This is a genomic window from Brevibacillus panacihumi (assembly GCF_003710985.1).
GTDB lineage: Bacteria > Bacillota > Bacilli > Brevibacillales > Brevibacillaceae > Brevibacillus > Brevibacillus panacihumi.
This window is the reverse complement of sequence record NZ_RHHT01000002.1, coordinates 172,660-198,577: the sequence shown is the minus strand read 5'-3', so window position 1 is coordinate 198,577 and position 25,918 is coordinate 172,660. Positions and strand designations below refer to the sequence as shown.

General features: G+C 52.8%; 23 protein-coding genes. 8 read left to right on the top strand and 15 right to left on the bottom strand.

The window, feature by feature from the left end; all coding sequences use genetic code 11:
- Positions 1-67: 67 nt before the first annotated feature.
- Genes EDM58_RS01005 through rph form a run of 3 tightly spaced genes read right to left on the bottom strand, consistent with a single transcriptional unit; the run spans position 68 to position 2,007 of the window.
- Positions 68-592, bottom strand: coding sequence for a metallophosphoesterase family protein (locus EDM58_RS01005; RefSeq protein ID WP_122911665.1), 525 nt, complete (start codon positions 590-592; stop codon positions 68-70).
- Positions 593-632: 40 nt separating this feature from the next.
- Positions 633-1,232: an XTP/dITP diphosphatase gene (locus EDM58_RS01000; protein WP_122911664.1), complete on the bottom strand. Its 600-nt coding sequence runs from the start codon at positions 1,230-1,232 to the stop codon at positions 633-635.
- Positions 1,225-2,007 (bottom strand): ribonuclease PH, encoded by a 783-nt coding sequence (gene rph / locus EDM58_RS00995; protein ID WP_122911663.1) that lies wholly within the window; start codon positions 2,005-2,007, stop codon positions 1,225-1,227. The genes EDM58_RS01000 and rph overlap by 8 nt, the downstream gene beginning before the upstream one ends.
- A gap of 207 nt (positions 2,008-2,214) precedes the next feature.
- On the opposite strand from rph, the gene EDM58_RS00990 reads away from it, so the two are divergent.
- Positions 2,215-3,492 carry an MFS transporter gene (locus tag EDM58_RS00990; protein WP_122911662.1) on the top strand — a complete coding sequence of 426 codons (1,278 nt, stop codon included), beginning with the start codon at positions 2,215-2,217 and terminating at the stop codon, positions 3,490-3,492.
- On the opposite strand, the gene EDM58_RS00985 is transcribed toward EDM58_RS00990, so the two are convergent.
- Both EDM58_RS00985 and murI read right to left on the bottom strand, forming a co-directional pair.
- Entirely contained in the window at positions 3,489-4,550 is a 1,062-nt protein-coding gene (locus EDM58_RS00985) for a GerMN domain-containing protein (protein ID WP_122911661.1), read from the bottom strand. The genes EDM58_RS00990 and EDM58_RS00985 overlap by 4 nt on opposite strands.
- A 105-nt stretch (positions 4,551-4,655) precedes the next feature.
- A complete protein-coding gene (gene murI, locus EDM58_RS00980; protein WP_122911660.1) occupies positions 4,656-5,480 on the bottom strand; it encodes a glutamate racemase in 825 nt (274 codons plus the stop codon).
- A 167-nt stretch (positions 5,481-5,647) separates the two neighbouring features.
- Here murI and EDM58_RS00975 point away from each other — a divergent pair, with 167 nt between their 5' ends.
- The gene (locus EDM58_RS00975) at positions 5,648-6,763 is read left to right on the top strand and encodes a superoxide dismutase (protein WP_122911659.1); all 1,116 of its coding nucleotides are present in this window, start codon (positions 5,648-5,650) and stop codon (positions 6,761-6,763) included.
- 172 nt (positions 6,764-6,935) lie between these two features.
- Positions 6,936-7,319 carry a DUF3899 domain-containing protein gene (locus tag EDM58_RS00970; protein WP_122911964.1) on the top strand — a complete coding sequence of 128 codons (384 nt, stop codon included), beginning with the start codon at positions 6,936-6,938 and terminating at the stop codon, positions 7,317-7,319.
- A gap of 33 nt (positions 7,320-7,352) precedes the next feature.
- On the opposite strand, the gene EDM58_RS00965 is transcribed toward EDM58_RS00970, so the two are convergent.
- The 9 genes from EDM58_RS00965 to gmd form a co-directional block, all read right to left on the bottom strand.
- The gene (locus EDM58_RS00965) at positions 7,353-8,303 is read right to left on the bottom strand and encodes an ABC transporter ATP-binding protein (RefSeq protein WP_122911658.1); all 951 of its coding nucleotides are present in this window, start codon (positions 8,301-8,303) and stop codon (positions 7,353-7,355) included.
- The gene (locus EDM58_RS00960; RefSeq protein WP_122911657.1) at positions 8,300-9,322 is read right to left on the bottom strand and encodes an ABC transporter ATP-binding protein; all 1,023 of its coding nucleotides are present in this window, start codon (positions 9,320-9,322) and stop codon (positions 8,300-8,302) included. The genes EDM58_RS00965 and EDM58_RS00960 overlap by 4 nt, the downstream gene beginning before the upstream one ends.
- Positions 9,323-9,344: 22 nt before the next feature.
- Positions 9,345-10,283: an ABC transporter permease gene (locus tag EDM58_RS00955; RefSeq protein ID WP_183187386.1), complete on the bottom strand. Its 939-nt coding sequence runs from the start codon at positions 10,281-10,283 to the stop codon at positions 9,345-9,347.
- Between the two features lie 9 nt (positions 10,284-10,292).
- On the bottom strand, positions 10,293-11,225 hold the full coding sequence (locus EDM58_RS00950; protein WP_122911655.1) for an ABC transporter permease: 933 nt from the start codon (positions 11,223-11,225) through the stop codon (positions 10,293-10,295).
- A 16-nt stretch (positions 11,226-11,241) separates the two neighbouring features.
- Positions 11,242-12,663, bottom strand: coding sequence for a dipeptidase PepV (pepV, locus tag EDM58_RS00945; protein WP_122911654.1), 1,422 nt, complete (start codon positions 12,661-12,663; stop codon positions 11,242-11,244).
- The gene (locus EDM58_RS00940) at positions 12,653-14,731 is read right to left on the bottom strand and encodes a sigma-54 interaction domain-containing protein (RefSeq protein ID WP_122911653.1); all 2,079 of its coding nucleotides are present in this window, start codon (positions 14,729-14,731) and stop codon (positions 12,653-12,655) included. Before EDM58_RS00940 ends, pepV begins: the two co-directional genes overlap by 11 nt.
- Before the next feature lie 69 nt (positions 14,732-14,800).
- Entirely contained in the window at positions 14,801-16,480 is a 1,680-nt protein-coding gene (locus EDM58_RS00935; protein ID WP_122911652.1) for a peptide ABC transporter substrate-binding protein, read from the bottom strand.
- Positions 16,481-16,545: 65 nt separating this feature from the next.
- Positions 16,546-17,568 (bottom strand): asparaginase, encoded by a 1,023-nt coding sequence (locus EDM58_RS00930; protein WP_122911651.1) that lies wholly within the window; start codon positions 17,566-17,568, stop codon positions 16,546-16,548.
- A gap of 259 nt (positions 17,569-17,827) precedes the next feature.
- Positions 17,828-18,793, bottom strand: coding sequence for a GDP-mannose 4,6-dehydratase (gene gmd / locus EDM58_RS00925; protein WP_122911650.1), 966 nt, complete (start codon positions 18,791-18,793; stop codon positions 17,828-17,830).
- A 152-nt stretch (positions 18,794-18,945) separates the two neighbouring features.
- Here gmd and EDM58_RS00920 point away from each other — a divergent pair, with 152 nt between their 5' ends.
- Complete coding sequence (locus EDM58_RS00920) at positions 18,946-20,694, top strand: phospho-sugar mutase (RefSeq protein WP_122911649.1); 1,749 nt, start codon at positions 18,946-18,948, stop codon at positions 20,692-20,694.
- Here the strand turns inward: EDM58_RS00920 and EDM58_RS00915 are convergent.
- Entirely contained in the window at positions 20,691-21,398 is a 708-nt protein-coding gene (locus EDM58_RS00915) for a hypothetical protein (protein WP_122911648.1), read from the bottom strand. The genes EDM58_RS00920 and EDM58_RS00915 overlap by 4 nt on opposite strands.
- A 185-nt stretch (positions 21,399-21,583) precedes the next feature.
- On the opposite strand from EDM58_RS00915, the gene EDM58_RS00910 reads away from it, so the two are divergent.
- The 4 genes from EDM58_RS00910 to EDM58_RS00895 are packed head-to-tail and all read left to right on the top strand — an operon-like array spanning position 21,584 to position 25,917.
- Positions 21,584-22,570, top strand: coding sequence for a GDP-mannose 4,6-dehydratase (locus EDM58_RS00910; protein WP_122911647.1), 987 nt, complete (start codon positions 21,584-21,586; stop codon positions 22,568-22,570).
- Positions 22,564-23,814: a glycosyltransferase family 2 protein gene (locus tag EDM58_RS00905; RefSeq protein WP_246000468.1), complete on the top strand. Its 1,251-nt coding sequence runs from the start codon at positions 22,564-22,566 to the stop codon at positions 23,812-23,814. Before EDM58_RS00910 ends, EDM58_RS00905 begins: the two co-directional genes overlap by 7 nt.
- 34 nt (positions 23,815-23,848) lie before the next feature.
- Positions 23,849-24,805, top strand: a complete 957-nt coding sequence (locus EDM58_RS00900) for a GDP-L-fucose synthase family protein (RefSeq protein WP_246000461.1) — start codon at positions 23,849-23,851, stop codon at positions 24,803-24,805.
- Positions 24,802-25,917, top strand: a complete 1,116-nt coding sequence (locus tag EDM58_RS00895; protein ID WP_122911646.1) for a glycosyltransferase family 4 protein — start codon at positions 24,802-24,804, stop codon at positions 25,915-25,917. Before EDM58_RS00900 ends, EDM58_RS00895 begins: the two co-directional genes overlap by 4 nt.
- Position 25,918 lies beyond the last annotated feature (1 nt).

Here is a 25,918-nt window from a genome sequence, read left to right as displayed (position 1 = left end):
CATATTCTAGTCATTATAACCATTCCAGTATAGCATAAATCTTTTCATTTTCAACCTGACCAACGGATCAGCGCCGCAGAGAATAATTGCCTCCCAATTGCGTTACGAGATTGCCCCGAACATCATAATAAGCAACGGATACCTCTACCTTTTCCGCAGAAGATTCGTTCTGCTCGATCAACGCATAGGTCGGCACTTCAAAACCGCGCGGCATCTGCAGACTGCCGGGGTTCACAAACAGAATATCGCGCTCGACGCCGCAAACAGGCAGATGGGAGTGTCCGAACAAAACGACATTGGCTCCCGTTTCCTCGGCTCGATAATGCAGGCGCAAGAGGGAACTTTTGACGCCGAACAGATGTCCGTGTGTCTGCAGGATATTCAAGTCGCGCCATTTTGTCATTGCTTCGGTCGGTACGGCTTTTGTCGTATCGCAGTTGCCGCGCACCAGCTTCATACCTGAAAAAGGTGCGCGTGTGTGATCGACGCAAAAATCACCGCAATGAAAGATAAGATCGACAGAATGCCGCTTCACTACCTGCTCCACTTCGCGCACGAGTCCGTGACTGTCGCTCATGACCAGAATGCCCATCGCTCCCACTCCCGTTTCCTCTATATAACTTGCTGATTATCTACCTCTCTTGCAAAAGACGCAGCAATTCCTGCATGGCCATCGCGCGGTGGCTGATCTGGTTCTTCTCCTCCGCGCTGAGCTCAGCCATCATTTTCTGCTTTTCAGGCAGGTAAAACACCGGATCATAGCCAAAGCCGTTGGTGCCAGCCGGTTCCGTGGCAATGACCCCTTCGCAGGAGCCTGTTGCGATCAGCGGCTGACCGCCTGGCTCCACAAGAGCCAGCGTACAGCGGAAGCGAGCCGTCCGCTTCTCCTGTGGAACCCCGTCCAGCTCACGCAGCAGTTTTTTCCAGTTCTCTTCGTCGGTCGCCGTCTCCCCGGCATAACGGGCGGAATAGACGCCGGGACGTCCTTCCAGGGCATCAACTTCCAGGCCCGAGTCGTCGCCAACGGCAGGAAGGTTCAAGTATGTAGATATTGTGACTGCTTTCTTTATGGCATTGGCTTCAAACGTATCTCCGTCTTCGATCACTTCCGGGACATTGTCAAAATCTGCCAGACTGATGCCTTCCCATCCCAAGGAAGCAAACAGCTTGTTGAACTCCTTCACTTTTCCCTGATTCCGCGTCGCCAGCACGATTTGTCTTGCCTCAGACATGGCTTTCACCTACCAGTGTTTCGGCATCGCCCTGCTCTTTGTCGGCGAACGGTAGAGTCACGTCGGACAAGGCTTGCTTTTGAATGGCAATCAACTGATCGATGCCGTTCTTGGCCAGAGCGAGCATCTCCTGCAATTGCTCCGGCGAAAAAGGAGCGTCCTCCCCCGTGCCCTGCAGCTCGACGAATTTGCCTGCTCCGGTCATCACCACATTCATATCGACCGTCGCAGTCGAATCTTCCTTATAATTCAGGTCGAGCACCGAATCCTCTCCGACTACCCCGACGGATGTCGCCGCTAGAAAATCATGGAGAGGCAACTGCTTCCACACTCCGCTTTCCACCAGCTTATTCATGGCATCGACCATTGCTACATACGCCCCGGTAATGGAAGCCGTGCGTGTGCCCCCGTCTGCCTGAATCACATCGCAATCCAGCCAGATCGTCCGCTCTCCCATCCCTTCCAGATGCACGACGGAACGCAGAGCACGGCCGATCAGCCGCTGAATCTCCATCGTCCGGCCTCCAACTTTTCCTCTGGACGATTCCCGCGGGTTGCGCGTCGCTGTCGCTCTGGGAAGCATGGAGTATTCTGCGGTAATCCAGCCCTTCCCTCCATTTCGCATAAACGGCGGTACCCGATCCTCGATTGTGGCCGTGCAGATCACCTTGGTGTCCCCGATCTCGATCAGGCAGGATCCTTCCGCATGTTTGATGTAATGGCGCGTAATCGTTACCGGGCGCAATTGGTCATTTGCTCGGCTGTCTATTCTCATCTCAAGTTCCCCCTACATGCTTTCATACTCAGCCCATTATACCAGAGGCAGGAAACGCTCTGCCAGTAAACATGACCGCGCTGTCGGATGTGGGACTATTGCCAAAATTCGCGTGAACCGAAATGTAAATGCAAAAAGCGCTTGTGCATGGTTTTTAATTCGATTATTATCTAATTAGTTTTTTATCTAATTAAAGGGTGATGATAAATGAATACGTTGGCACTTGTAAAAAAGCCAAATTTGCGGCGGCTGCTTTCCGCCAATTTTTTCAGTGGAATCGGAGACTGGTTCAACAGCGTGGCTGTACTCAGCCTTTTGCTGGAAGTGACAGGTACAGCGATGGCAGTTGGAATAACCCTGGCCCTGCGTACCTTGCCACACCTCATCTTCGGTCCTCTCGGCGGCATCCTGGCTGACCGCTTCAACCGCAAGACGGTGATGATCGCCTGTGATCTGGCTCGCGCTTTCATCGCCCTCTCCTTTCTCTTGATCTCCTCCGAGAAAGACGTCTGGATCGTGTATGCTGCCACTTTTTTGCTCGTGATGTTTTCCAGCCTCTACAATCCCTCCAGGCTGTCGATTCTGCCGCAAATTGTCAGTCGTGAGGAGTTGGCGGCTGCCAATGCACTGGACCAGACCATTTACGGGACTGTCATGGCGGTCGGCTCCCTGATCGGCGGGGTTTTCGTGGTGATGTGGGGAAATGAAGTCGCCTTTCTGTTCAACTCCTTTTCCTTTCTTCTCTCCGGTTGGCTGCTGTTGCGCCTGACGGTTCCCGAGCAGACGGACCAGGAAGAAAAAGCCGCACCCGCCGCAGAGGAGGCAGCAAGCAAAGAGGCAGTAACCTACCGCGAGCTGGTGCAGATGATCTTGCGTACGCCGATTGTACTCGCCATCTTGCTTATGACCGCGATGTGGCCCATCGGCGGCGGATTTTTCAATGTGCTGATCAGCGTCTATGCCTACCAGGTCTTCGATGCGGGAAAATGGGGGATCGGGCTATTGTACGGCGCGATTGGCGCGGGTTTTATCGTCGGGGGGTTGATCGCGGAGTTTTTCCATAAAAGGCCCTATGAGGTGGCAGCTCTCAGCCTGGCCATTGAGGGGCTGGCGTTTATGCTCACCAGCTTTTCCCCCACGCTGTACGTTACCGCGCTGTTTTACGCTCTGTCTACGGTCGCGGGCGGCATGGGCAACGCTTGTCTGCGCACATTGCTGATGAAGCATGTGCATCCCCGAAACCACGGGCGCGTCTTCGCTTTGGATGAGACGTTCTCCAATGTGCTGCTCGGGTTTTCCATGCTTGCGGGAGGATGGATTCTCGCCTTCGCAGAACCGCGTATCGTAGGCTTTGCTGCCGGTGCCTTCGTGACCATTACATCCCTGATTCTGGGCCGCACGATCTGGGTGGAGGGGCAAAGATTCAAAAAGAAAACCACGCGCTGCAAAGCTGCAGGCGTGGTCGAATCTCATCGTGTGGATTAGAAGCTCATCGAATTGACATGGACGGGGCGCGCAACCGGCTTGGAAAAATCGTGGACGTCGCTGGTGAGCGGTTTGCCCTCGACCAGCAGTTGCACCTGCTTGGCTCCCGTGCTCTCCGTCAGGGACAGAACGAGCGACTCCAGCGCGTCGGGACTGGCGTCCTTGCCGTCGTCATACTTCAGGATGTCGCCGCTGAGATTGACGGTGACCAGGTCCTTCTCCTGTTTGACATCCAGCACTTTGGTTGTGCGCAGCAGCGAACTGAACAGCTGGGAATCCTGCTTCGGCCCCTTGATCAGCTCCTCCACGGTTGCTTTGGCAACATCCTGCGTGGACGGGACCAAGCGAGTGACGGGGACGAAGTACGTCCGGGCATCATCCAGTTGTCCCTGGAAATAAACGGTGACAGAAGTGGTGTTTCCGGGGACTGCTCCTTCCGCCAGCTCCAGATTCACCCCGAGCTGACGATCGAGCTGGGTGATCGGCGTGCTTGCGGCTGGCATCTCCTTGAGCGGCGTTCCATTGATCCAGATCTGGACTGTCTTCACGTTGCCGAATTCCGTCAAGGCGCGTGTGATCGCATTCAGAATGCGCTTCTCATCTTTTTCTTCATATGCTTTGAACTCTTTGGAAAAATCGACTGTGGCGACACCGTCTTTGATGATGAGCCCTTTGACCTGCGTTCCCTCCGGCAGGATAGCGGAAAAGCCGTTGTTGAGCATGCTTTCGACTGGACCGCCTTTGACCATGTAGCTCAGAACCTGTTTTGCCGGCCCCTCTACTTTGGGCAGCGTAAGGGAAACGGGGACGACATACCCATTGGCGTCGCTCAGATAGACGGTTCGTTCCCATGTCTCCTGTACCGCCTCTGGCGCTTGGACTGCCAGAGAACCGTCGTCGTCCGTCGCGGCATCAGGCAATTCTACCGTCACCTCCGACAGCGGAGGTGCATCGATGCTACTCACTTCCTTCTCCGGGCCAAAGAGACCGCAGCCCGAAAGCAGGATCGCACTTACTCCCAGCACGGCCGTCATTTTGCCCATGCGTTGTATCTTCATTTCATCCAGCCTCCTCCAGACACTTTGTACTATCATGTATACGAGCAGGGCTTGGGTTTATGCGTAGAATGTCGTACAAAGTCGCGGCTGGAGATAAAGGCTGGTTTAGGATTGAAAGCTGCCGGCAAGCGAGTGATGCTCGACCGTTACGGGACGATCCAGCCACTCTTCGGCGATCAGACGAAACATCTCGGCATCCCCGCTGGTGACAAAAACAGGCTCGGGTATGCACTTGCCCGGATGAGTCCCGGCTTTGGCCCTGGCGGGGAAGATTTGCTCCGCCAGCTCGCGGGCTGTCTCCTCGGCAGAGTTGATCAAACGAACCTTATTCCCCATGACGTCCTGAATGATCGGTGCGAGCAGAGGGTAATGCGTACATCCCAGTATCAAGGTGTCCAGCTCTTCTGCAAGCAGCGGCTGCAGCGTAGCTTTTACGATTCGGTACGCTTCCTTCGTCTGTGCCAGATGGTTTTCCACCAATGGAACAAAGCCCGGGCATGCCAATCCGCGGACGTACAGCTCCGGCTGGATCCGAAGCAACGCCCGTTCATACGCCTGGGTACGGATCGTGGTCTCTGTCCCGATCACTCCGATTCTTCCCGACTGCGACGCTTTCACAGCCGCCCTCGCTCCCGGCTCGATCACACCGATTACCGGATACGGCAGATAGTTCTGAGCCTCCTCCAGCACCACGGCGGTAGCTGTATTGCAGGCAATGACCAGTGCCTTCAACGGTGTCCGCGCGACGTAATCAATCATTTGAAAGCTGCAGGCGCGAATCTCCTCCGGCGTTTTGGAACCATAGGGACAGCGAGCATTGTCCCCTACGTACAGGATCTTCTCATGCGGCAGTTGGCGAAACACTTCCTTGGCTACCGTAAGTCCGCCTACCCCTGAATCAATAATGGCAATCACTTGATCTTCTTGCATGCTGTGTCTCCCCTGTTGTCGTGAATAATGAACAGCATACCACTTCCTGCCTCTGTGCTACTACCATATGCGGCTTGAAATTTCTTGCACTCCGCAAACGCCGCACCTTCTCTGGGCAAATGTCATACGTTGAAGGTGAGATATATGCAACAACAGGAGGGATCAGCGTGGAAGATCAAACGAGGCAACTGCTGGACTGGAGCCAGTGGGGGCGGCAGTGGGTCGATCAATTGCGCAAGAACAAGCCGCTCAACCGTGAGTTGGAGCGTCATCTCCACAAATTCGACGAGTCTTTTACGAATATTGGAAAAAAGGCTTCGCGGTTGGGTCGGGCAAACGACTCAGACGAATTGCCGATTTTGGTCTCACAGGCGCATAAAATCCAGGAGCAATTTCATCAGTTTTTACGTCTTGTCCAACAGCAGGAGCAAGATGGAGACGAGGTACACCTGTTTGCCTCGGCCCCTGCCAAAGCAGACGCCCTTGAGGTCTTGGGTGAAGCGGCACACCGCCCCGCATTGGAACCAGCCGATCGCTTGCAGCACCACCCGATCTTGGAATCTGCTCGAGACTCATCGCTACAGCCCGTCTTTGAGCCCGTTCGGGAAACTCGGCCCCAGCCAAGCCCATCGCGAGAGCGTATCCCGGTAGCCCGCCCTGTCCCTATAGGCCGCCACACGCTGCCTCCGCTGCCTTATGCGTATGATGCGCTGGAACCGCATATCGACGCGGAGACCATGCGGATTCATCACGACAAGCTGCACCAGAAATACGTGGATGATCTGAACAAGGCCGAGCTGAAACTGGCGGAGGCCCGCGCCAATCAAGATTTTGACCTGGTCCGGCACTGGGAGCGTGAATTGGCATTCAACGGGGCAGGACATTATTTACACACGCTGTTCTGGTACACCATGAGTCCACAGGGAGGAGGCGAGCCGTCAGGAGATCTGGCACAAGCCATCGATCGTTACTTCGGTTCTTTCCCTGCCTTCCAAGCGCATTTTACCCATGCGGCAGAAAAGGTGGAAGGCCCCGGCTGGGCGATTCTCGTCTGGTCTCCTCGCTCCTCGCGCCTCGAAATTTTGACTGCGGAAAAGCATCAAAACCTGTCACAATGGGACGTCATCCCGCTCTTGCCGATCGACGTGTGGGAGCACTCCTATTTTCTTGCGTATAAAGAGAAGCGGCCCGACTACGTGAGGGCCTGGTGGAATCTGGTCAACTGGCCTTATGTGGAAGAGCGTTTTGAGCAAGCGAGAAAACTTCGATGGCAGCCCTATTAAGAAAGGCAGCCCATACCGCACCCCTTCAACGCCCTTTTTGCAGATGGGCTGGAGGGGTTTGTTCGCGTTGTGCTGGTGAAGAATGAGCATTGGCAATGTTGTGCTTTTGCTGTACAGTCAAGATGGCAGTTTCCATTGTCACGCCCATTTTCGCAAGGATGTGTCCGTTTCCATGAAGAAGAGAATTCCCTACTGGCTTGTCGTCACACTTCTTTCCTGTGTGACCGTCGGGTATGCAGCCCCCGCTCACATCGTTCTGAGCACGATCAACCAAAGCTTTTTGCTTGGCCTTTTTCTCCTCATCGCAGGTGGCATCGCCATCGTCCTGCGCTCCGGGTTCCTTACGGTGTTCACCAAGGGATTTCGCGAGCTAAAACAGATCTTCTTCCGCAAGCCGCGTATTCTCAAGGATGACCTGTTCCAAGCGGACGATCCTTTTTTCCAACGCAAAAAAGAGATGTTCTTCCAAAGAGGAACATCCCTTCTGATCGAAGCCGGCCTCATGCTGGTCCTGTTTTCCATCGGACTGACGCTTCTATATTATGGACAGGCCTGACATGCCGATGTTCGCTTGAAAAAGCTCCTGCGCCTACATGTCCAGCAAATGGCATGCTACCCAATGATCCGGCTTCGCTTCTTTCCACAGCGGCTCCGCCTCGGCACAGCGCGGAACGGCCAATGGACAGCGGGTGCGAAAACCGCATCCGCTCGGTTTATTTGCAGGGCTGGGCAAATCTCCCTGGAGGACAATCCGCTCACGCTTGATGGTCGGGTCCGGCACCGGCACCGAAGAGAGCAGTGCCCGCGTATACGGATGGAGCGGTTCTGCGTACAATTCGCCGCTCGGAGCCATCTCCACCATTTTCCCCAGGTACATCACGCCGATCCGGTTGGAAATATGCTTGACCATCGACAAATCATGGGCGATAAACAGGTAGGTCAAGCCACGTTCCTGCTGCAAATCCTCCAGCAGATTGACCACCTGCGCCTGGATCGATACGTCCAGCGCGGAAATCGGCTCGTCGGCAATAATAAACTCGGGCTCAACAGCCAATGCACGTGCAATGCCGATCCGCTGGCGCTGTCCACCGCTGAATTCATGCGGGTATCGCTGGGCATGATCCTTATGCAGTCCTACCAGCTCCAGAAGCTCCGCGACACGCTCACGCCTCTTGCCGCGACCCAATCCGTGGATGTCCAATCCTTCTGCTACGATATCTTCGACCGTCATCCGCGGATTGAGGCTCGCCTGCGGGTCCTGAAAGATCATCTGCACATCACGGTTGAACTGATTGACCTCTCTCCCCCGCAGCTGATGTACATTTTTTCCCTTGAACAGCACTTCCCCGTCCGTATTTTCATACAAGCGGATCAGGGTGCGCCCCAACGTGGATTTGCCGCAGCCGCTCTCGCCGACCAGTCCCAGCGTCTCTCCCTTGCGGATGGAAAAGGAGACTCCGTCCACCGCTTTTAAAACAAAATCAGAGGACATGGAAAAATGCTTCTTCAAATCCCTGACTTCCAGCAATACATCACTCATGAATCCTGCCTCCCTGCTGCAACCAATTCATCGATGCGCGGCGCTCGCTCGTCATGCAGCCAGCATGCGGCTTCATGTCCTTTGTCAAACGTTTTCGTTGGCGGCATCTGCTGCTTGCATATCTCCATGGCAAAATCGCATCTCGCGGCAAAGGCGCAACCGACAGGCGGGTTGAACAGATCTGGCGGCGCTCCCTCGATCGGAATCAAGCGCTGCTTTTCGCTCTCATCGAGACGCGGCAGCGAACGCATCAAGCCCCACGTATACGGGTGACGCGGATTGGCGAACACCTCTTCAACCGTCCCCGTCTCTACAACCATCCCTGCATACATGACGACCATTCGGTGCGCAATCTCTGCCACGACCCCGAGATCATGCGTAATGATGACGACAGCCAGCTCTTGCTCCTCCTGCAATTGCTTCAGCAGATCGAGGATCTGAGCCTGAATCGTTACGTCCAATGCGGTCGTCGGCTCATCCGCAATGACCAGTTTCGGGTTGCAAGCCAATGCAATGGCGATGACGACGCGCTGTCTCATCCCGCCGCTAAACTGGTGCGGATACTGGTCGACGCGCTGCTCCGGGTCGGGAATGCCGACGAGGCGAAGCATCTCAATCGCGCGTTTTTTCGCTTCCTCACGCGAAACCTTCTGGCTGCGCACAAAGCCCTCTACGATCTGAGCTCCCACCTTCATGGTCGGGTTCAAAGCGGTCATCGGGTCCTGGAACACCATCCCGATCTGTGTACCGCGAATCCCCAGCAGTTCTTTCTTGGGAAGCTTGCTGATCTCGGTCCCTTCGAATACGACCTTGCCATCGACGATGCGGCCAGGAGGATTGGGAATCAGCCCCATGATGGCCTGGGCTGTCACACTCTTGCCGCAGCCGCTCTCCCCGACAATCGCGACGGTCTCTCCCTTTTCGACGTGGAAGGTAACGCCGCGAACCGCTTGTACTTCACCGCCATAGGTTTTGAAGTTCACTTTTAAATTTTCAATCGAAAGCAAATGCTCTTTCATCTTCTCTTCCTCCCTCCACTCTCTAATCGCGCAGACGCGGGTCAAGGGCGTCCTGCAAGCCGTCGCCAAACACGTTAAACGCAAACATCGTCAGCGAAATCATCAGCCCCGGGAAGAAGAGCCGCCACCAGTCACCGGTCAATATCACGCCCATCGCATCGTTGGTCATCGTCCCCCAGCTGGCTGCCGGCGCTTGAACGCCCAGTCCCAAAAAGCTGAGGAAGGACTCCGCGAAAATCGCAGAGGGAATCGTAAACGTCAGATTGACGATAATCACGCCAAATGTGTTGGGAATCAGATGCTTGAGCAAAATGCGGGAAAACTTCGCTCCCAAAACCTGTGCGGCCATGATAAATTCCTGGTTTTTCAACTGCAGAATCTGTCCGCGCACCAGCCGCGCCATGCCCACCCAGCCTGTCGCAGACAGGGCGATGATGATCGTCAGGATCCCTGGCTCCATCACGACCATCAAAAGGATGACGACCAACAGATACGGCAGACCGTACAGGATTTCAATGACGCGCATGATCAGGTTGTCGATCCGATCCCCTTTTTTGCCTCGTCCTGCCATGTATCCGGCGATTCCGCCAACCGTCACACCGATCACCAGGTCGATCAGGGCAGCTACCACTCCGATCGTCAAGGAAATTCGTGCACCGTACCACGTCCTGGCAAACATGTCACGCCCGAGCTCATCGGTACCGAACCAATGCTCAGCCGAAACCTCCTTGTTGCGGTCCAAGAGACTTTGATCCGAGTGGCTGTAGGGTACAAGCAAAGGCCCGATCAATGCCATTACGACCAAAAAGAGGATGATGAACAACCCGAGCATCGCCAGTTTGTTTTTCACCAATTTCCGGATTACTTGCTGCCAATTGCTCAGACTTGGCCTCGTGATCGCCTGCGCGGCCTGATTATCCTTGGTTAACGGGCGAAACAGCGGGTCTATTCTTTGATCCATCTCCACACGTCATCCCTCCTTCTTGGTGAGCCTGATCCGCGGATCAATCAGACTGTACGCGATATCGATCAAGAAGATCGTGACGATCAGAATCGCGCTGTAAAATATCGTCGTTCCCAGGATGACGGGATAATCCCGGTTGAAAATGCCATCCACAAAATACTTGCCTATACCAGGGATCGCAAAGATTTTTTCGACTACAAAGGTTCCCGTGATCAACGAAGCAATCAGCGGTCCCAAAAACGTAATGACAGGCAAAATGGCGTTGCGGATCCCGTGCTTGATCACAATCAGCGGGGTTGGAATCCCTTTGGCCTCTGCCGTGCGGATATAGTTTTGATTCATCACTTCAATCATGCTCGCACGCATATAGCGGGTGATAATCGCGATGGGACCGAATGCCAGCGCGAGCGACGGCAGAACGGTATGCATCCACGTCCCCCAGGTGGCGACAGGAAACAGCGGAAGCTTGATCGCCAGGTAGTTGATCAGGAGTGGCGCCAAAATAAAGCTCGGCACAGCAACACCAAGAACAGCCAGCGCCATGGCGATGTAATCCAGCGCTCTGTTGCGATTCAACGCCGCAATAATTCCGAATAGCACGCCGAAGATCAGTGCGACGACAATGGCTTGTCCGCCCAGCCAGGCGGAAGCGCCGAAACCGTCCGCGATCATGTCATTCACAGAGCGCGAATCCGACTTGATCGAAGGGCCCAGATCAAGAGACACCAGATTTTTCAGATACATCACATATTGAACAGGCAACGGTTCGTCCAAATGGTACTTCGCCCGCAGATTGGCGAGAATTTGCTCAGGCAGCTGGTCCGATTCGGATGCGAACGGATTCCCCGGGATGGCATGCATCAATGAAAAGGTAAGCGTCACAATGATCCACAGGGTCAGGAACATCATCAAAACACGCTTCAGCAGATAGTTGGACATGGTGACCCCTCCTTATTTACTTGGCTAGCTCGTAGATGGCTTGAGCGTAGATGGCCATCGCGCGCATCAGATCCTCGATCTCGATATGCTCGTCCGTCTGATGGGCCGTGGATACCCTCCCCGGAAAAAGCGGTCCAAAAGCAACCCCTGACGACATCATCTTGGCGTAGGTTGCACCGCCCGAAGACAAGAGCTCAGCAGGCACGCCTGTGTGTTCCTCGTAGACACGGGACAGCGTTTGCACGACCACATGATCGCTCGGGACGTAATGGGCGGTAGAAGAACGCAGTTCTGCCAGAGTCAAGCCCATTTCAGCCACTCGCCCTTTTAGCCGTTCGATCCGCTCCTCTTTTGATATGGTAGCGGGATAACGGATGTTTAGCCGAACGCTTCCTCCCTCCGTCTGACTGTAGCGCAGGATTCCCGCGTTTACGGTCAGCTTGCCAGAGACCTCATCCTCGCAGGCAAGCCCCAAGCGTTCTGCGTAAAAATCCTCGTGCAGGATATCTGACAATAGGGAAATGTAAGAAAACGCCGAACCTTCAAACGGGAATTGGCGGAGAAAACAAGCCAGGGTTGTTCCAGCATTCTTTCCGATCTGCGGCTCCATCCCGTGCGCATTTATTCCAAATAATGTAAGTTCCAGATTCCCGTCTTCGCCGATGGCTGCCTCTCCAGACGTGGATTTCTCCGTCACAAATGCCGGCCACTTCGCGAGCATCTCCTGCAAGATGGATGGCTCATCTGCAGATACGATAGCGACCGCCCGATCCGGTACGCTGTTCCCTTGATTGCCGGAGACGAAGGAGAGAAGCTTCAAGCCCCCTCCAGCAGCCATTTCGGAGTCTGGCGGAATCGTCAGCGTAGGATTGATCTGCCCTTTTTCAGCGTGGATGATCGGGAAGGAAGCGTCTGGCGAAAAACCAACCTGCGGAAGCGTCTCTTTCTCCAAAAAATGCTTCATGCACAACCAGCCGCTTTCCTCGTCCGTCCCGATGATGAACCGCACCTTTTTAGACAAAGGAAGGCCTGAATCCTTGACGATGTTCATCGCATAATAGGCTGCCAACGCCGGTCCCTTGTCATCCAATGCGCCGCGTGCATAGATTTTGCCGTCCCGGATGCTCGGCTCAAACGGGGGAGTCGTCCAGCCTTCCCCCACGGTCACCAAATCCACATGGACCAGGACGCCAATCTCCTCTGGACCTTCCCCGTATTCGATCACTCCTGCGTAGCCGTCGACATTGCGAGTCACATATCCGTCCGCTTGTCCACGCGCGAGCATATACTCCAACGCTTCGGCGACACCTGCTCCAAAGGGCTTCCCTTCCTGTGCAGTCGTCATATCCTCGATGCTGTTGATCGCCAGAAAGCGCTGCAAATCTGCCAAAAAAGCGTCTCGTCTCAAATATGCCGATTCCTTCCAGTTATGACCCATGACGATTCCCCCTCCCGTTTCGTCGATTTAAATAGCCGAGAAACTGCTCTCCCTTGGAAGAGATTTTACTTCCCTGCCGTCCTTTTCCTACTTGAATCAACTCATTCGATTGCAATAGCTTTAAACGATAGCGAAGCTGTTGAGCGGATATCGCCAATCCATGCGCCTCCAACTGTTCGCTCAGGGCGTAGCGGCCTGTACCTCCCTGCTGCAGTTCCAGCAGAATGGCGACCATCTCCTCCAAAAAGCCGCGCTTGCTGTATTCCTCGACAAGCTGCTCACATTCACCGGAAAACCCGTCTCCCAATGTCTCTGCATTCCCGACGAGGAAGGGCAGCTGGTAAACAAAGCCCTCATCCTCTACAATATGCGCCAGATACTCGACGACATTTTCCAGTTCGCGGATGTTTCCGGGCCATTCGTACTCCTGCATGGCTTTCATCGCTTCCTTCGACAGCGTGAAAGGCGGTCTGCGCAGATCATAGGAGTACTTGCGGATAAAACGGTCGACCAGCCAAGGGATGTCCTCCTGTCTGTGCCGCAACGGCGGCAGATGAATCGGGAGGATGTTCAGCCGGTAATACAGGTCAGCGCGAAATGTTCCTTCCTCAATCATCTGCTTCAGATCTTGATTGGTGGCCGCAATGACGCGGATATCGGTGGGAATGACCTTATTGCCGCCCACTCGCATGATTTGCCGCTCCTGCAGGACACGCAGCAGGCGATTTTGGATAGCACCGCTCGCATCCCCGATCTCATCGAGGAAGATGGTTCCTTTGTGAGCCAACTCAAACCAGCCGATATGGCCCCCTTTTCGTGCACCGGTAAAGGCGCCTTCCTCATACCCGAACAATTCGCTTTCGAGAAGGGATTCGGAAATAGCGGCGAAATTGACGCCGACGAAGGGCTCTCTGCGCCGCGGCGAGGCATTGTGGATAGCTTGGGCGAGCAATTCCTTACCCGTCCCCGTCTCTCCCAGCAAAAGAACGGTTGAATTGCTTCTGGCAATCTTGCGGGCGATTTGCAGGACTTTTTGAAAGGAGGGACTTTCTCCGTAGATATCATCGAACTGGTATTTTGCCACCAGTCCTTTGCTGTACAGACGCATTCGGTAATCATGTTCCAGCTTTTCGATCTCTACCGCCTGGCGGAACAGCAGCAAGCTGCCCAGGAAGCGACCTTCCATAAAGATGTGCGTCTTGCGAAAAAAATAGGTCTTGTTCGCCCAATCCACCAAAATATCCTCATTCTCTTCACATTGCTGCTGCAGATGGTAAAAATCGGATGGCAGGCTGACAGCTGCCTTCTCTCCGACGATGCTGGCACCGCGCAGGTTGAGGGAATCGATCGCCTTTTGATTGATAAAACGGATAATTTCCTCTTCGTCGCAAGCAATCACGGCATCCTCGATCCCATTGACGATGGCTTCCAAATACTTGCTCAGCAGATGGGCATGTTGAATCTCATTGTTCAGTTCTTTCGTGATGTACACCAGCGACTGCATGATGCGCATTGTCACTTTTTGGAAATTGTCATTGTCAAAATGCGTGTAAATGGCGAGCCACGTAGACAGATCGATAACCCGAAAACCGATGTCGACGACCTTGCGAATATGCGGCGGTACATGCTCCGCTTCTCCTGGCGTCACGGCAATCTCGATATCTTTCGGATAATCTGCTCCGGGATAGTACGGATACAACTCAAAATCCAGTCCGGAAGCGCGGATCAATTCGATGTTATCGTATGCCGTTTCGGGGGTATCGCTGACCAATAGGACTTTGATCCCTTTGGGAATCTCCAGCATGCCGCGAAGGTTCTGATAGGAAAACATCCGCTTCGCGATAATCATCTTGCTTCCTTGTGGCAGATAGGACTCTACCATGCCCTCAAGGCTCGGAGAAGAAATGACCACGAGTGATCCTTCTGCGATGGGCCTGAAGGCAAGCTGATCGACGCGTATGCCTTCGATATGAAAGTCATCGGACACACCCAATTCCACGCACTGGCTGACAGCAGAGTGCAAGAATTCATCCATTTTTGCAATGAAGGTGACACTTTTTTTCTCCATTCCATCCGCTCCACGAGGTAAAGTGAAGACAAGGGCTTCTCATGCAGACCCTTGTCTTCACCTATTTTACTATTTCTTCTCAATCTCCACCCATTTATAGTCGAGCGTACCTACAGGGTGTCGCAAAATACCTTTGATGTTCGGTTGATCCATAAACACCTTCGTATTGAAGTAGACCGGAACCAGCGGCATGTCATTCATGAAAATGGATTCCGCTTCATGCATCAGGCCGAAGCGCTCTTTCTCATCTGCCGTGTTGCGGATTTTCGCTACGAGCGCATCATAGTCTGGATTGCTGTAGTTGATGCGGTTGCCAGGATGATCCGTTACAAAGAGCTCCAGGAAGTTGATTGGATCACCATAATCAGCAGGAATGGTGGAGCGGGAGAACTGAAGCTGGCGAGCGCGCTGCTCTGCGAGGAATACGTTCCATTCCTTGTTTTCCAGCTTGACGTCAACGCCGAGATTCTTCTTGTACATCTCCTGCATCACTTGTGCGATCGCTTTATGGGTATCGCTTGTATTGTACGTCATGGTGACTGGCGGCAATGTCGTCCAGCCTTCTTCTTCCATCCCTTTTTTCAGCAGTGCCTTGGCTTGTTCGACATCATTATCCTTGAAGAAATCGCCGCCTTTTTCACGGAAGTCCGTTCCATCCGGCTCAGGGAAACCGATCGGCACATGCGCCAGGGCAGGAATCTGTTTTCCTTGGACGACATTCTCGATCAACAGCTTGCGATCAAGGGCAAGTGCAAATGCTTTACGGATATTCGCATTGGTGAAAGGAGGCATTTGGGTATTCATGCGGTAGTAATAGATCGCTGCTTCCGGCTCTACTTTTGCCTCTCCGGATTCGATCAGCTTCGCCTTGAGATCGATTGGAACGGTTTGAATCATATCCAGCTGTCCTGTTTTGTACATCTGGTACTGGGTGTTCTCATCGTTGACCATGACCCAATCGATGCCCGCATATTTCACGGAATCCTTGTCCCAATAACCGTCATTCTTGACTACTTTGACAGATTGATCATGCACCCAATCTTCCATTTTGAACGGTCCGTTGGTTACGATGGAAGAAGCGTTTTCTGCCCATTTCGGATTGCTCTCTACCACTTTCTTGTTGACAGGGAAGAAAGTAGGCTGGGTGATAATATGGAGGAAATAACCGGCTGGCGCCGCGAGTTTTACTTCAAGGGTCTTGTCATCCAATGCCTTGACCTGCACTCCGTCCGCGTTGCCCTCTCCTTTGTTGTAAGCTTCCGCACCTTCGATGTAGTATGCCAGGAAGGCAGATGGGAAGGCATTGTTCGGGTCGAGAATACGCTTGAAGGCAAATTCGAAGTCATGAGCGGTGACGGGATCACCATTGGACCATTTCGAATCGCGCAACGTGAAGGTATAGGTTTTGCCGTCTTCGCTGACACTCCATTTTTCTGCCATCGCCGGCTGTGGCACATGTTTTTGATCAAGGCGCGCCAAGCCCTCCATCGTAGCGTTCAGAACCTCGTTGGACGTGCTGTCAAAGCCTTTTGGCGGATCGAGGGAAGGCGGCTCTGTCTTCAGGTTGAGCCGCAGTTTTGCGGTCATGTCAGCTTGTCCCGCAGGCTCTTGTTGCGGAGCGGCACCCGCATTGCCGTTGCTGCCAGCATCTTGCGGCGCTGGAGCCGCCGTTTGGCTGCAGCCAGTGACGACCATGACCGCGAGAAGGGCCGCAGTGCTAAGCACCTTCCATCCTTTTTTCATCTTCATGCATGTTCCCCCTTTTCATATAAAAAGCATATAACAAATGGCATCCCTGTGTAGAAGGCCATTTATTAACAAATCGACCGATTCTCCTGCAGCAGCTGGAATGTCGTCTCGACACGGCCGACGACACTGCCACTCATGTTGGTAATAGGCGGATTCGTATAGGCATGAAGAGTCTTCAGCGCCCCGTCCACGCCAATTCCCAATTGGCGAAGCACTTCATTGACCACCGGATAGATGGCGCGTGCACCGCCATCCTCGATCTTGACCGCGATGCCAATGCCTCGCTCGCGATCCCCGAGGCAGTAGACGGATTCAGCGCCTGCTTTCCCGAAAATTCTGCCGCCGAATGCATTCATCAGATCTGTACAATAGCGGCTCTCCCCCCCAACCATCTCGGGATGGGCTACCATCGCCTCTACAATCCTTCTCGCAGCATGTTGACGAACTGGATTGTCGATGACTTCCGGCTTGGCCAGCTTGGCGAAGGCCCAGGCGTAATTGACAAGCGGCAGACGATGAACCGGTACGCCGCACCCGTCTATTCCCAAGGTGATTTTTTCGCGCGGATAACCAGTGATGTCCGCTACGACATCCAGGATTCGCTGCTGGACAGGATGCTCTGGCAAATGATAGCTCGCAACATCCTCTCCCATATGTGTGGCCGTGGCGATCATGCCCGCGTGCTTGCCGGAGCAGTTGCTGTACACAGGTGTCAGCGACTTGCCTGCCCGAATCAATTCCTTGTAGCTCTCCTCGTGACGAGGAACGTGGGTGCCGCATTGCAGAGTCGCTTCTGGCTGCCCTGCACGTTCCAGCATACTCATCGCCCGCGTACGATGGCGCGGCTCTCCGCTATGCGAAGCACAACAAAGTGAGAGGTCCGCCGGTTCCAACTGGTATCGATCTGCTGTACCTGTTTCGATGATCGGAATTGCCTGTAGGGGCTTCATGCTGGATCGGGCAAAAGTGAGTCGATCGGGATCACCGTAAGAGTAAAGCAGGTTGCCATGTTGATCCACTACTGCGATGTGACCCAGATGAGAGCTTTCCATTTGGTCTCCCCGGTATACGTTTGCTACCACATTCATAACAAGTCTCCTTTTTGAGGTTGGTTGGAATCCTTGTTAAGTGGAGAACAAGCAACTATTGTGCCAAACTTGGGATAAATCTAAAAATATACTTTTTATCTGGGCTGAAGCTCCTCTCTCTTTGCCAACTCAACGAAAATAGGGTAACATTTTTCGTTTTTATAACCCGTTTTTCCGAAAATAGGATCACCCATTTTTAAACAACCAAAAAAAACACCTCATTCCCGGATCTTCAGGGATGTGAGGTGCCTATTCCGTATTATTTTCCCATTCTCTGCAGATCTGCTTCCACCATCATATGAATCAGTTCTTCCCAGGTGGTCTTGGGGGACCAGCCCAGTTCCCTTTTCGCTTTGGCTGGATTGCCGAGCAAAACGTCCACCTCGGCTGGCCGGTATAGATCCGGGTCAATCACGAGATAATCCAGGTAGTTCAAGCCGACGTAATCAAAAGCGACCTTGCACATTTCTTCTACGGTCGTTGTCTTGCCGGTAGCGATTACGTAATCTTCCGGCTTTTGTTGTTGCAGCATCAACCACATGGCTTCGACGAAATCACCTGCAAATCCCCAATCCCTTTTCGCGTGAATATTGCCCAAGCGAAGTTCTTTTTGTTTTTGCGTGGCGATTCGGGCGACTGCCTGCGTCACTTTGCGGGTGACAAACTCCGGTCCCCGCAGGGGAGATTCGTGATTAAACAAGATTCCGTTGCAGGTGTACATGTGGAAGCTCTCGCGGTAGTTCTTGGTCATCCAATAGCCAAAGAGCTTGGATACAGCGTAGGGACTGCGCGGATAAAACGGCGTCTTCTCCGATTGCTGCGGCTCCTGGATCAGTCCGTACAGCTCGCTTGAGGACGCCTGGTACATGCGAATGCCGGGATCCGTCTCGCGAATGGCCTCCAGCACATGCAAGACTCCCATCCCCGTCACCTGTGCTGTCAGGATGGGCTGCTCCCAGGATGATCCGACAAAGCTCTGGGCCGCAAGATTATAGACCTCATCAGGTTTGGCCGCCTTGATCGCACGGCTCAGCGAGGAGAGGTCCAGCAAGTCGCCTTCTTTCCATTCCACATCATCAGCAATCTGCAAATACTCCAGGCGCCAAAGATTGGACGTGCTCCGGCGGGGGACCAGTCCGATGACCCGATACCCTTTTTCCAACAGAAATTTGGCCAAGTAGGCTCCATCCTGACCGGTGATCCCCGTGATAAAAGCTGTTTTCATCGGCTTCCCCCCAACTCATTCTTCCCTCTACCATCTTGTATATGTTAGGACTGGCTGATTGTTCCTTCGCCCGCACGCATTTTCCAGGTTGTCAATAAAGTATCGAATAAGGTGATTTGATCTACTTACCCTTGACCGGAGGGGGCTTAGCCATGAAGGAAGACTGGAAAAAAGCGTATCAGCGCTGGCGTGACTTTCCCAATCTGGACGATCATCTTCGTCGAGATCTGCACGCCCTTGAATCAGATGAATCTTTGCTGATGGATTGTTTTTACCAATATATGGAATTCGGAACAGGAGGAATTCGTGGAGAATTAGGTCCTGGCATCAATCGCATGAATCTCTACACGGTCCGCAAAACGGCGGAAGGTCTTGCCCGCTACCTCTCCGTCCAGGGAGAGCAAACGAAAAAAGCCGGTGTTGTGATTGCCTTCGACTCCCGGCACCAATCTGCAACGTTCGCCCGTGAAGTCGCCAAAGTATTGGGCAATCACGGAATACGCATCTATCTTTTTGAACGGATCATGCCAACGCCGATTCTATCCTTTGCCGTCCGTCATTTGGCTGCTTCTGCGGGTGTCGTAATCACTGCCAGCCACAATCCGGCCAACTACAACGGAATAAAGGTATACGATGCTGACGGTGCACAAATCACGCCCGACACCGCTTCCCGACTTTTCACCCTGATCCAGGAAGCTGGAGATGAATTGGCGATTCAAACAGCCGATGAAGAAAGCCTGCTGCAAAGCGGCATGCTGCTGCGTATTGGCGACACGATCGTGGACGCTTATTTCCAGCAGGTAAGCAGCATTCGTCAGCATTCCGAATTGTCCCAGTCTGCCAAGGATGCAGTGAACATCGTATTTACTCCTTTGCATGGGACAACCGGGGAAGTCATTTCCAAAGGCTTGACGGACTTTGGCTATCATCACGTGCTGACTGTTCCCGAGCAGGCTTTGCCCGACCCTGATTTCTCCACCGTTTCTTCCCCGAACCCCGAGGAACCAGAAGCGTTCCATCTGGCTTTGCAGTACGCGATCCAAGCAGCTGCTGATCTGGTAATCGGCACTGATCCGGACGGGGATCGACTTGGGGTCTGGGTCAAACAAAGCGGCGGGACGTATCTGCCGCTGACAGGCAATCAAATCGGCGCGCTATTGTTATATGATGTGCTGCGTCAAAAACGTACCAAAGGGAGCTTGCCACCGAATGGCATCGTTTTAAAAACCATCGTTACGTCTGAACTTGGCAGGCGAATCGCCGCTGATTTTGGCGTCAAAACGGAAGATACCTTGACCGGCTTCAAATACATTGGTGAAAAAATAACAGCGTACAAAAAAAGTGGAGATTATGTGTTTCTATTCGGCTATGAAGAAAGCTTCGGATACCTGATCGGAGATTTTGTTCGCGACAAGGATGCCGTACAAAGCGCCCTGCTGCTCGTAGACCTGTGCGCCTACCACAAGGCGAAAAACGAGAGTCTTGGCGACGCGCTGCAAAACTTGTATGAGCGATTCGGCTACTACCTTGAGGACCTGCAAACCAAAACGTTCAAAGGAGTGCAAGGCATCCAAATCATGAAGGAGTTGATGTCTTCCCTGCGCAGGCATCTGCCTCCATCTTTCGCCGGTATGCGCATCATTGGCATAGAGGACTATCTGACAGGAAGCATGGAGGACTTGGCAAAAGGGAATCGCACACCTCTTTCGCTGCCTCGGTCTGATGTGCTCAAGGTTCTGTTGGAAGACGGCTCCTGGTTCTGTCTGCGCCCATCGGGGACAGAGCCAAAACTAAAGCTATATCTCGGTACGGTCGGAGACTCCCACAAGGAAGCCTCCCAAAAGCTGGAGCAGTTAAAAGTCGACGTCAAAAAACTGCTCGAACATCCTTCGGAGGGTTAGATGTCCAGAATCGGGCCGCTGCGATGCGGATGGCCCCCGTTATCCGGGCCATAGTTTGGGGGGTGATACGCTGATTCGGGGGAAAGTTCTGCAAATTGGGCTACATCCAGAAGATCTTTGCGCAGGAAAAACGCATTTACCCCTTGGGAATCTGTACCGATCAAAGCGTAGCCCAGTTTCTTGCCCAATGTCGTGAGCGAGCACAGACTGGCTCCAAAATACGATGTTCCGTCCCAGCAAAAATCTTCCTGGTAGGGGATGACCATGTTTTGTGGCGGAGGATAGGATGCATTGTACTCGATCACGACTACCCGCGGCTGATAGGCGTCGAGTGCTTGCCACACCCAGTAATCATTTCCATCAATATCGATCGATAAAAAATCGAATTCGACGGGAACTGCCATCTCTCGAAACAGCTGGCCGATATTATCGCGCGTGACAAATTGCTGACTGGCCCGAACCTGAGGATACGGAGCGATATTATTTGCAAGATTTCGGTAATGAAATTGGCTTCCTTCCAGCAGCACACCTGACCATCCATGATGAACCCACAGATTATGAGTCAAGCATTCCATGCCATCCTCGACCCCAAACTCTACAAAAAAGCGATTGACTGTACCGATCCTGGAGAACAGCTCTTCAATCACTCCATCCTCACCATTTTGCGAAAATACCTTCTTTTCAAAGCTGTTGATTTGGCCCATCTCCTGCCTCCTTGTCTCATCGTTGCCTTATTCTATGTCGCAACTGCAATGGCGCCATCCGCATCTGCCAAAAGTCAGCCCGTCAAAAGGCTGGTGCCGTGGCATGTTCCTTGGCAAACCATATGAATAGCTAGAATGATTCGTTGATTTACCGCTTGGAAGCCCTACGGGGAGGTGGTTGTTCATTGAAAGCATTGATTACGGGAATTACCGGATTTGCCGGTAGTCACCTAGCCGGATATCTTCTCTCTCGCGGGGATGTCGAGGTATGCGGCACCTACCGGGTGCGCAGCAGCATGGAGCTGCTTGAACCGATTACAAAGCAGATCCATCTCGTCGAGTGTGAATTGAGGGACCCTCATTCTGTCCATCGGATGCTTGAAGAAATTCGGCCCAACCTGATCTTTCATCTCGCAGCACAAAGCTTTGTCCCTACCTCCTGGAACTCTCCCGCCGAGACAATGGTGAACAATCTCGTCGGCCAGATTCACTTGCTGGAAGCTGTCCGCAAGCTGGATCTCTCCTGCCGCATCCATATCGCATGCTCAAGCGAAGAATACGGTCTGGTCTTTCCCCACGAGACACCGATCAGAGAAGATAACCCGCTGCGTCCTCTCAATCCCTATGCGGTTAGCAAAATCGCACAAGACTTTCTTGGCTATCAATACTATCAAAGCTATGGGATGCCGATCATCCGCACTCGAACCTTTAACCACACGGGACCTGGTCGAGGCGAGCATTTTGTGACCTCCAATTTTGCCAAACAGATCGCCCAAATTGAGCTTGGTTTACAGCCGCCCAAAATTTTCGTCGGCAATCTGCAAGCCAAAAGAGACTTCACAGATGTACGCGATATCGTGCAGGCATACTGGCTTGCTGCAACACATGGCGAACCCGGTGAAGTTTACAATCTCTCATCCGGTTCTACTTATACGATTGAAGAAGTCCTGCGAATTCTTCTCTCCCTTACGAATGTTCAGGTGACTGTCGAAGTGGATCCCGACCGCCTTCGCCCCTCTGATGTGGATACATTGCTCGGAGACTCCTCTGCGTTTCGCAGCAAAACAGGATGGGCGCCAAAAATCCCTTTTGCCAAAACAATGGAAGATCTCCTCGATTACTGGCGTATTCTTTTACGCAAACGACAACATTCAGGGAGGGAGAGATGTTGAACAACCATTCCATGCCATTGGTCTCGATTATTACCCCGTCCTACAATCAGGCAGCTTTTATCAAACAAACCATCGAAAGCGTGCTGCGTCAGGATTATCCTCGGATCGAGCATATCGTGGTTGACGGAGCGTCTACGGACGGTACGCAGGCAATTTTGCGACAGTACAGTCAGTTGGGGGAGCGCTTCCGCTATATATCGGAACCAGATGGCGGCCAATCCCACGCCATCAACAAAGGGTTGAAAATGGCGAAGGGGGAAATCATCGGCTGGCTGAATTCAGACGATACTTATTTTCCCCAAGCGGTGCGAAAAGCCGTAGACAGTTTACTGAAGCATCCCGACTGGTCGATGGTGTATGGAAAAGGGCTGCACATCAACGAAGCAAACAAAATTATGTACAAATATCCGTGGGTTCCCTTTGATCGAAAAAAGATGTTTACTCACTGCATTATCTGCCAGCCTACGGCGTTCATTCGCAAATCGATCTTCGAGGAAGTAGGCGGTGTCGATGAGGATCTACATTTCTGCATGGATTATGACTTGTGGCTCCGTATTTCAGCCAAATACCCGATCGGTTGCATCGAAGACTATCTGGCCAGTTCCCGCCTGCATGACAAGTGCAAATCCGTAACCAGCCTGATCGACGTCGGTTTTCCGGAAATCGTGAAGACCAGCATGCGGCACTTTGGCACAGTCGCCAATGAGTGGTTGCTCCACTTTCTGAAGACCTATCGGGATAAAGGTGTCTTCTGGTTTCTCGACTTGTTCAAATTCCATCGTTTATTCGGCTCTACACCGTCTCTAGCATCTTCCAACCGATTTGCCGACTTATGGGCTCCGCCTTATATGCGTATGCACTTCCATGTGGATTCGTCTTGTCCCCTTCATACATTGGTGATCAAGGGCTCTTATCCCCCTTCCATGCACCCGATGCATTTTCATGCTCTCGTGGAAGGGCAACAGGCAGATGTGCGCGTTCATACCGACGCAGATCATGTGTTTACGATGGAAATTCCGATTCAATCGAACAATCCCACGTGCTACGTAGACGTGATCGCGAGTCGGCAAATTGTCAAAGAAGATCCGCTCCCCGATCAAAACAAGCGGACGGTAAGCTACCTGGTTGATCAAATCCAGCCTCTCTCTGAAGAGGAATACAGCTTCTATCAGCATTTTCTGCAAGGGAGCAACCCCTTGAGCGAATGGATCAAACAAAACAGACATCCCTCCCCCATTCTGTGAGCATCCGCAAGAAAGGAAGGTGTACATTTCCAAGATGATCGATCTCACACAAAAACGAATCGTTGTGACTGGCGGAGCAGGATTTTTGGGCCGGCATGTAGTGGAGCAGCTTTCCCAGCTTGGCTGTGAGCATATCTTCGTTCCGCGCAAAAAGCAGTTTGATTTACGCAAAGAGAAAGAGATCATCCACATGCTTGAAACCTATCGCCCTGAAATCGTCATACACCTGGCTGCGGTAGTCGGAGGGATTGCGGCCAATCAAAAAAATCCCGGTTCCTTTTTTTACGATAACCTGATGATGGGTGCCCAACTGCTGGAGCAATCCCGATTGTTTGGCGTAGAAAAGTTCGTCGCAATCGGGACGATCTGCTCTTATCCGAAGTTTACCCCTGTACCGTTTTCCGAAGAGAATTTATGGAACGGATACCCCGAAGAGACGAATGCCCCCTATGGCCTGGCAAAAAAGATGATGCTCGTGCAAGCGCAGGCTTATCGTGAACAATACGGCTTTAATTCGATTTTCCTGCTGCCCGTCAACTTGTACGGACCGCATGACAACTTTGATCTGGAAACCTCCCACGTCATTCCCGCAATCATTCGCAAATGTGTGGAGGCCCAGACGAACCATGAGCCGACTATTTTGCTGTGGGGCAGCGGTGAAGTGACCCGCGAGTTTATTTATGTAGAGGATGCCGCACGTGCGATTGTGCTGGCTACCGAGCGATATGACGGGCCGGAACCCGTCAACATCGGTTCGGGGGAAGAGATGACCATTCGCGAGCTGGCGTTGTTAATCAAGGAAGAGAGCGGCTACGGCGGCGAGATTCTCTGGGACAAAACACGGCCGGACGGACAACCTAGACGCAGGCTGGATGTGAGCCGTGCCAAGGCCCTTTTCCAATTCGAGGCATCTACTCCGCTTCATGCCGGTTTGCAGAAAACCATCGCCTGGTACAGGCAAAGCCTATCTGACGGGAGGGAGAGGACTTGAGAATCGGCGTCAATCTTCTCGCTGTCATCCCTGGAAAAATAGGCGGGATGGAACAGTATGTACGCAATCTGATTGACTTTTCGCAGAGGAACAACGAGGGGCATGAATGGTTCCTGTTTTTGAGCAGTCACAACTATCACACCTTCGCTGAAGGACAATATTTGCACAAGATTTTATTCCGGGATATATCGGCAGCGCACTCCCTTTTCCACCAGCAAATCCAGCACTTGCGGCTCGATCTCTGGTTCTGTCCCTTGCTGGTGCTGCAGCCGTCCGATGTTACGATTCCCAGTGTCATCAACATTCCTGATATTCAGCATGAATTCTATCCCCAGTTTTTTGATCCTCCTGTGCTGCAATGGCGAAAAGACAACTATCAGTCCTCAGCCCAGAAGAGCAGTGCCGTGCTTACCCTATCCGAATTCTCCCGCAAATCAATCATCGAGAAGTTTCATTTGCCGTCCCATAAAGTGCACAGCATTCATCTGGACGCATCCGCGGAATTTTCCCTGCCTGTTCAGCCAGAACTCGATCAGCAATTTCGCCATAAATACCAGTTGCCTGTACAATACGGACTCTACCCCGCCAATACCTGGCGACATAAAAATCACATCAATCTTCTGCAAGCCCTGCTGATCCTGCGTCGCACCTACAACTACAGGGTGAACATGGTCTTCACCGGTTTCCCTCAGGAAGCGCATCAAACCGTGATCAATTTCATCACCCAGCACCAAATGTGGGATCAGATCAAATGGTTGAACTACATTCCCCAAGCGGAGATGCCCTCGCTTTATCGAAACGCATCCTTCCTCTGCTTCCCCTCGCTATTTGAAGGATTCGGCATTCCCTTGGTCGAGGCCATGCGCTCCAAAATTCCGATCACCTGTTCCCACGCAGGGAGTATTCCGGAGGTTGTAGGCCAAGCTGCTCTCCTTTTCGACCCTCATGTCCCGGAAGACATCGCTGTAAAGATTGCCGCCATGTCGGATCCCGCCCTTCGGGAAGACCTGATTGCCAAAGGAACGCAGCAAGCCTCCCGCTTTTCCTGGGATGCCTGCGCACGGCATACACTTGCTGTTTTTCAATCTGTACTCCGTCCTCAAGGCGGGTAAA

Excerpts from the sequence above, each read along its gene's own strand:
- EDM58_RS01005 (WP_122911665.1), bottom strand. The coding sequence starts at position 592 with ATGGGCATTCTGGTCATGAGCGACAGTCACGGACTCGTGCGCGAAGTG.
- EDM58_RS01000 (WP_122911664.1), bottom strand. The coding sequence starts at position 1,232 with ATGTCTGAGGCAAGACAAATCGTGCTGGCGACGCGGAATCAGGGAAAA.
- rph (WP_122911663.1), bottom strand. The coding sequence starts at position 2,007 with ATGAGAATAGACAGCCGAGCAAATGACCAATTGCGCCCGGTAACGATT.
- EDM58_RS00990 (WP_122911662.1), top strand. The coding sequence starts at position 2,215 with ATGAATACGTTGGCACTTGTAAAAAAGCCAAATTTGCGGCGGCTGCTT.
- EDM58_RS00985 (WP_122911661.1), bottom strand. The coding sequence starts at position 4,550 with ATGAAGATACAACGCATGGGCAAAATGACGGCCGTGCTGGGAGTAAGT.
- murI (WP_122911660.1), bottom strand. The coding sequence starts at position 5,480 with ATGCAAGAAGATCAAGTGATTGCCATTATTGATTCAGGGGTAGGCGGA.
- EDM58_RS00970 (WP_122911964.1), top strand. The coding sequence starts at position 6,936 with ATGAAGAAGAGAATTCCCTACTGGCTTGTCGTCACACTTCTTTCCTGT.
- EDM58_RS00965 (WP_122911658.1), bottom strand. The coding sequence starts at position 8,303 with ATGAGTGATGTATTGCTGGAAGTCAGGGATTTGAAGAAGCATTTTTCC.
- EDM58_RS00960 (WP_122911657.1), bottom strand. The coding sequence starts at position 9,322 with ATGAAAGAGCATTTGCTTTCGATTGAAAATTTAAAAGTGAACTTCAAA.
- EDM58_RS00955 (WP_183187386.1), bottom strand. The coding sequence starts at position 10,283 with ATGGATCAAAGAATAGACCCGCTGTTTCGCCCGTTAACCAAGGATAAT.
- EDM58_RS00950 (WP_122911655.1), bottom strand. The coding sequence starts at position 11,225 with ATGTCCAACTATCTGCTGAAGCGTGTTTTGATGATGTTCCTGACCCTG.
- pepV (WP_122911654.1), bottom strand. The coding sequence starts at position 12,663 with ATGGGTCATAACTGGAAGGAATCGGCATATTTGAGACGAGACGCTTTT.
- EDM58_RS00940 (WP_122911653.1), bottom strand. The coding sequence starts at position 14,731 with ATGGAGAAAAAAAGTGTCACCTTCATTGCAAAAATGGATGAATTCTTG.
- EDM58_RS00935 (WP_122911652.1), bottom strand. The coding sequence starts at position 16,480 with ATGAAGATGAAAAAAGGATGGAAGGTGCTTAGCACTGCGGCCCTTCTC.
- EDM58_RS00930 (WP_122911651.1), bottom strand. The coding sequence starts at position 17,568 with ATGAATGTGGTAGCAAACGTATACCGGGGAGACCAAATGGAAAGCTCT.
- gmd (WP_122911650.1), bottom strand. The coding sequence starts at position 18,793 with ATGAAAACAGCTTTTATCACGGGGATCACCGGTCAGGATGGAGCCTAC.
- EDM58_RS00920 (WP_122911649.1), top strand. The coding sequence starts at position 18,946 with ATGAAGGAAGACTGGAAAAAAGCGTATCAGCGCTGGCGTGACTTTCCC.
- EDM58_RS00915 (WP_122911648.1), bottom strand. The coding sequence starts at position 21,398 with ATGGGCCAAATCAACAGCTTTGAAAAGAAGGTATTTTCGCAAAATGGT.
- EDM58_RS00905 (WP_246000468.1), top strand. The coding sequence starts at position 22,564 with ATGTTGAACAACCATTCCATGCCATTGGTCTCGATTATTACCCCGTCC.
- EDM58_RS00900 (WP_246000461.1), top strand. The coding sequence starts at position 23,849 with ATGATCGATCTCACACAAAAACGAATCGTTGTGACTGGCGGAGCAGGA.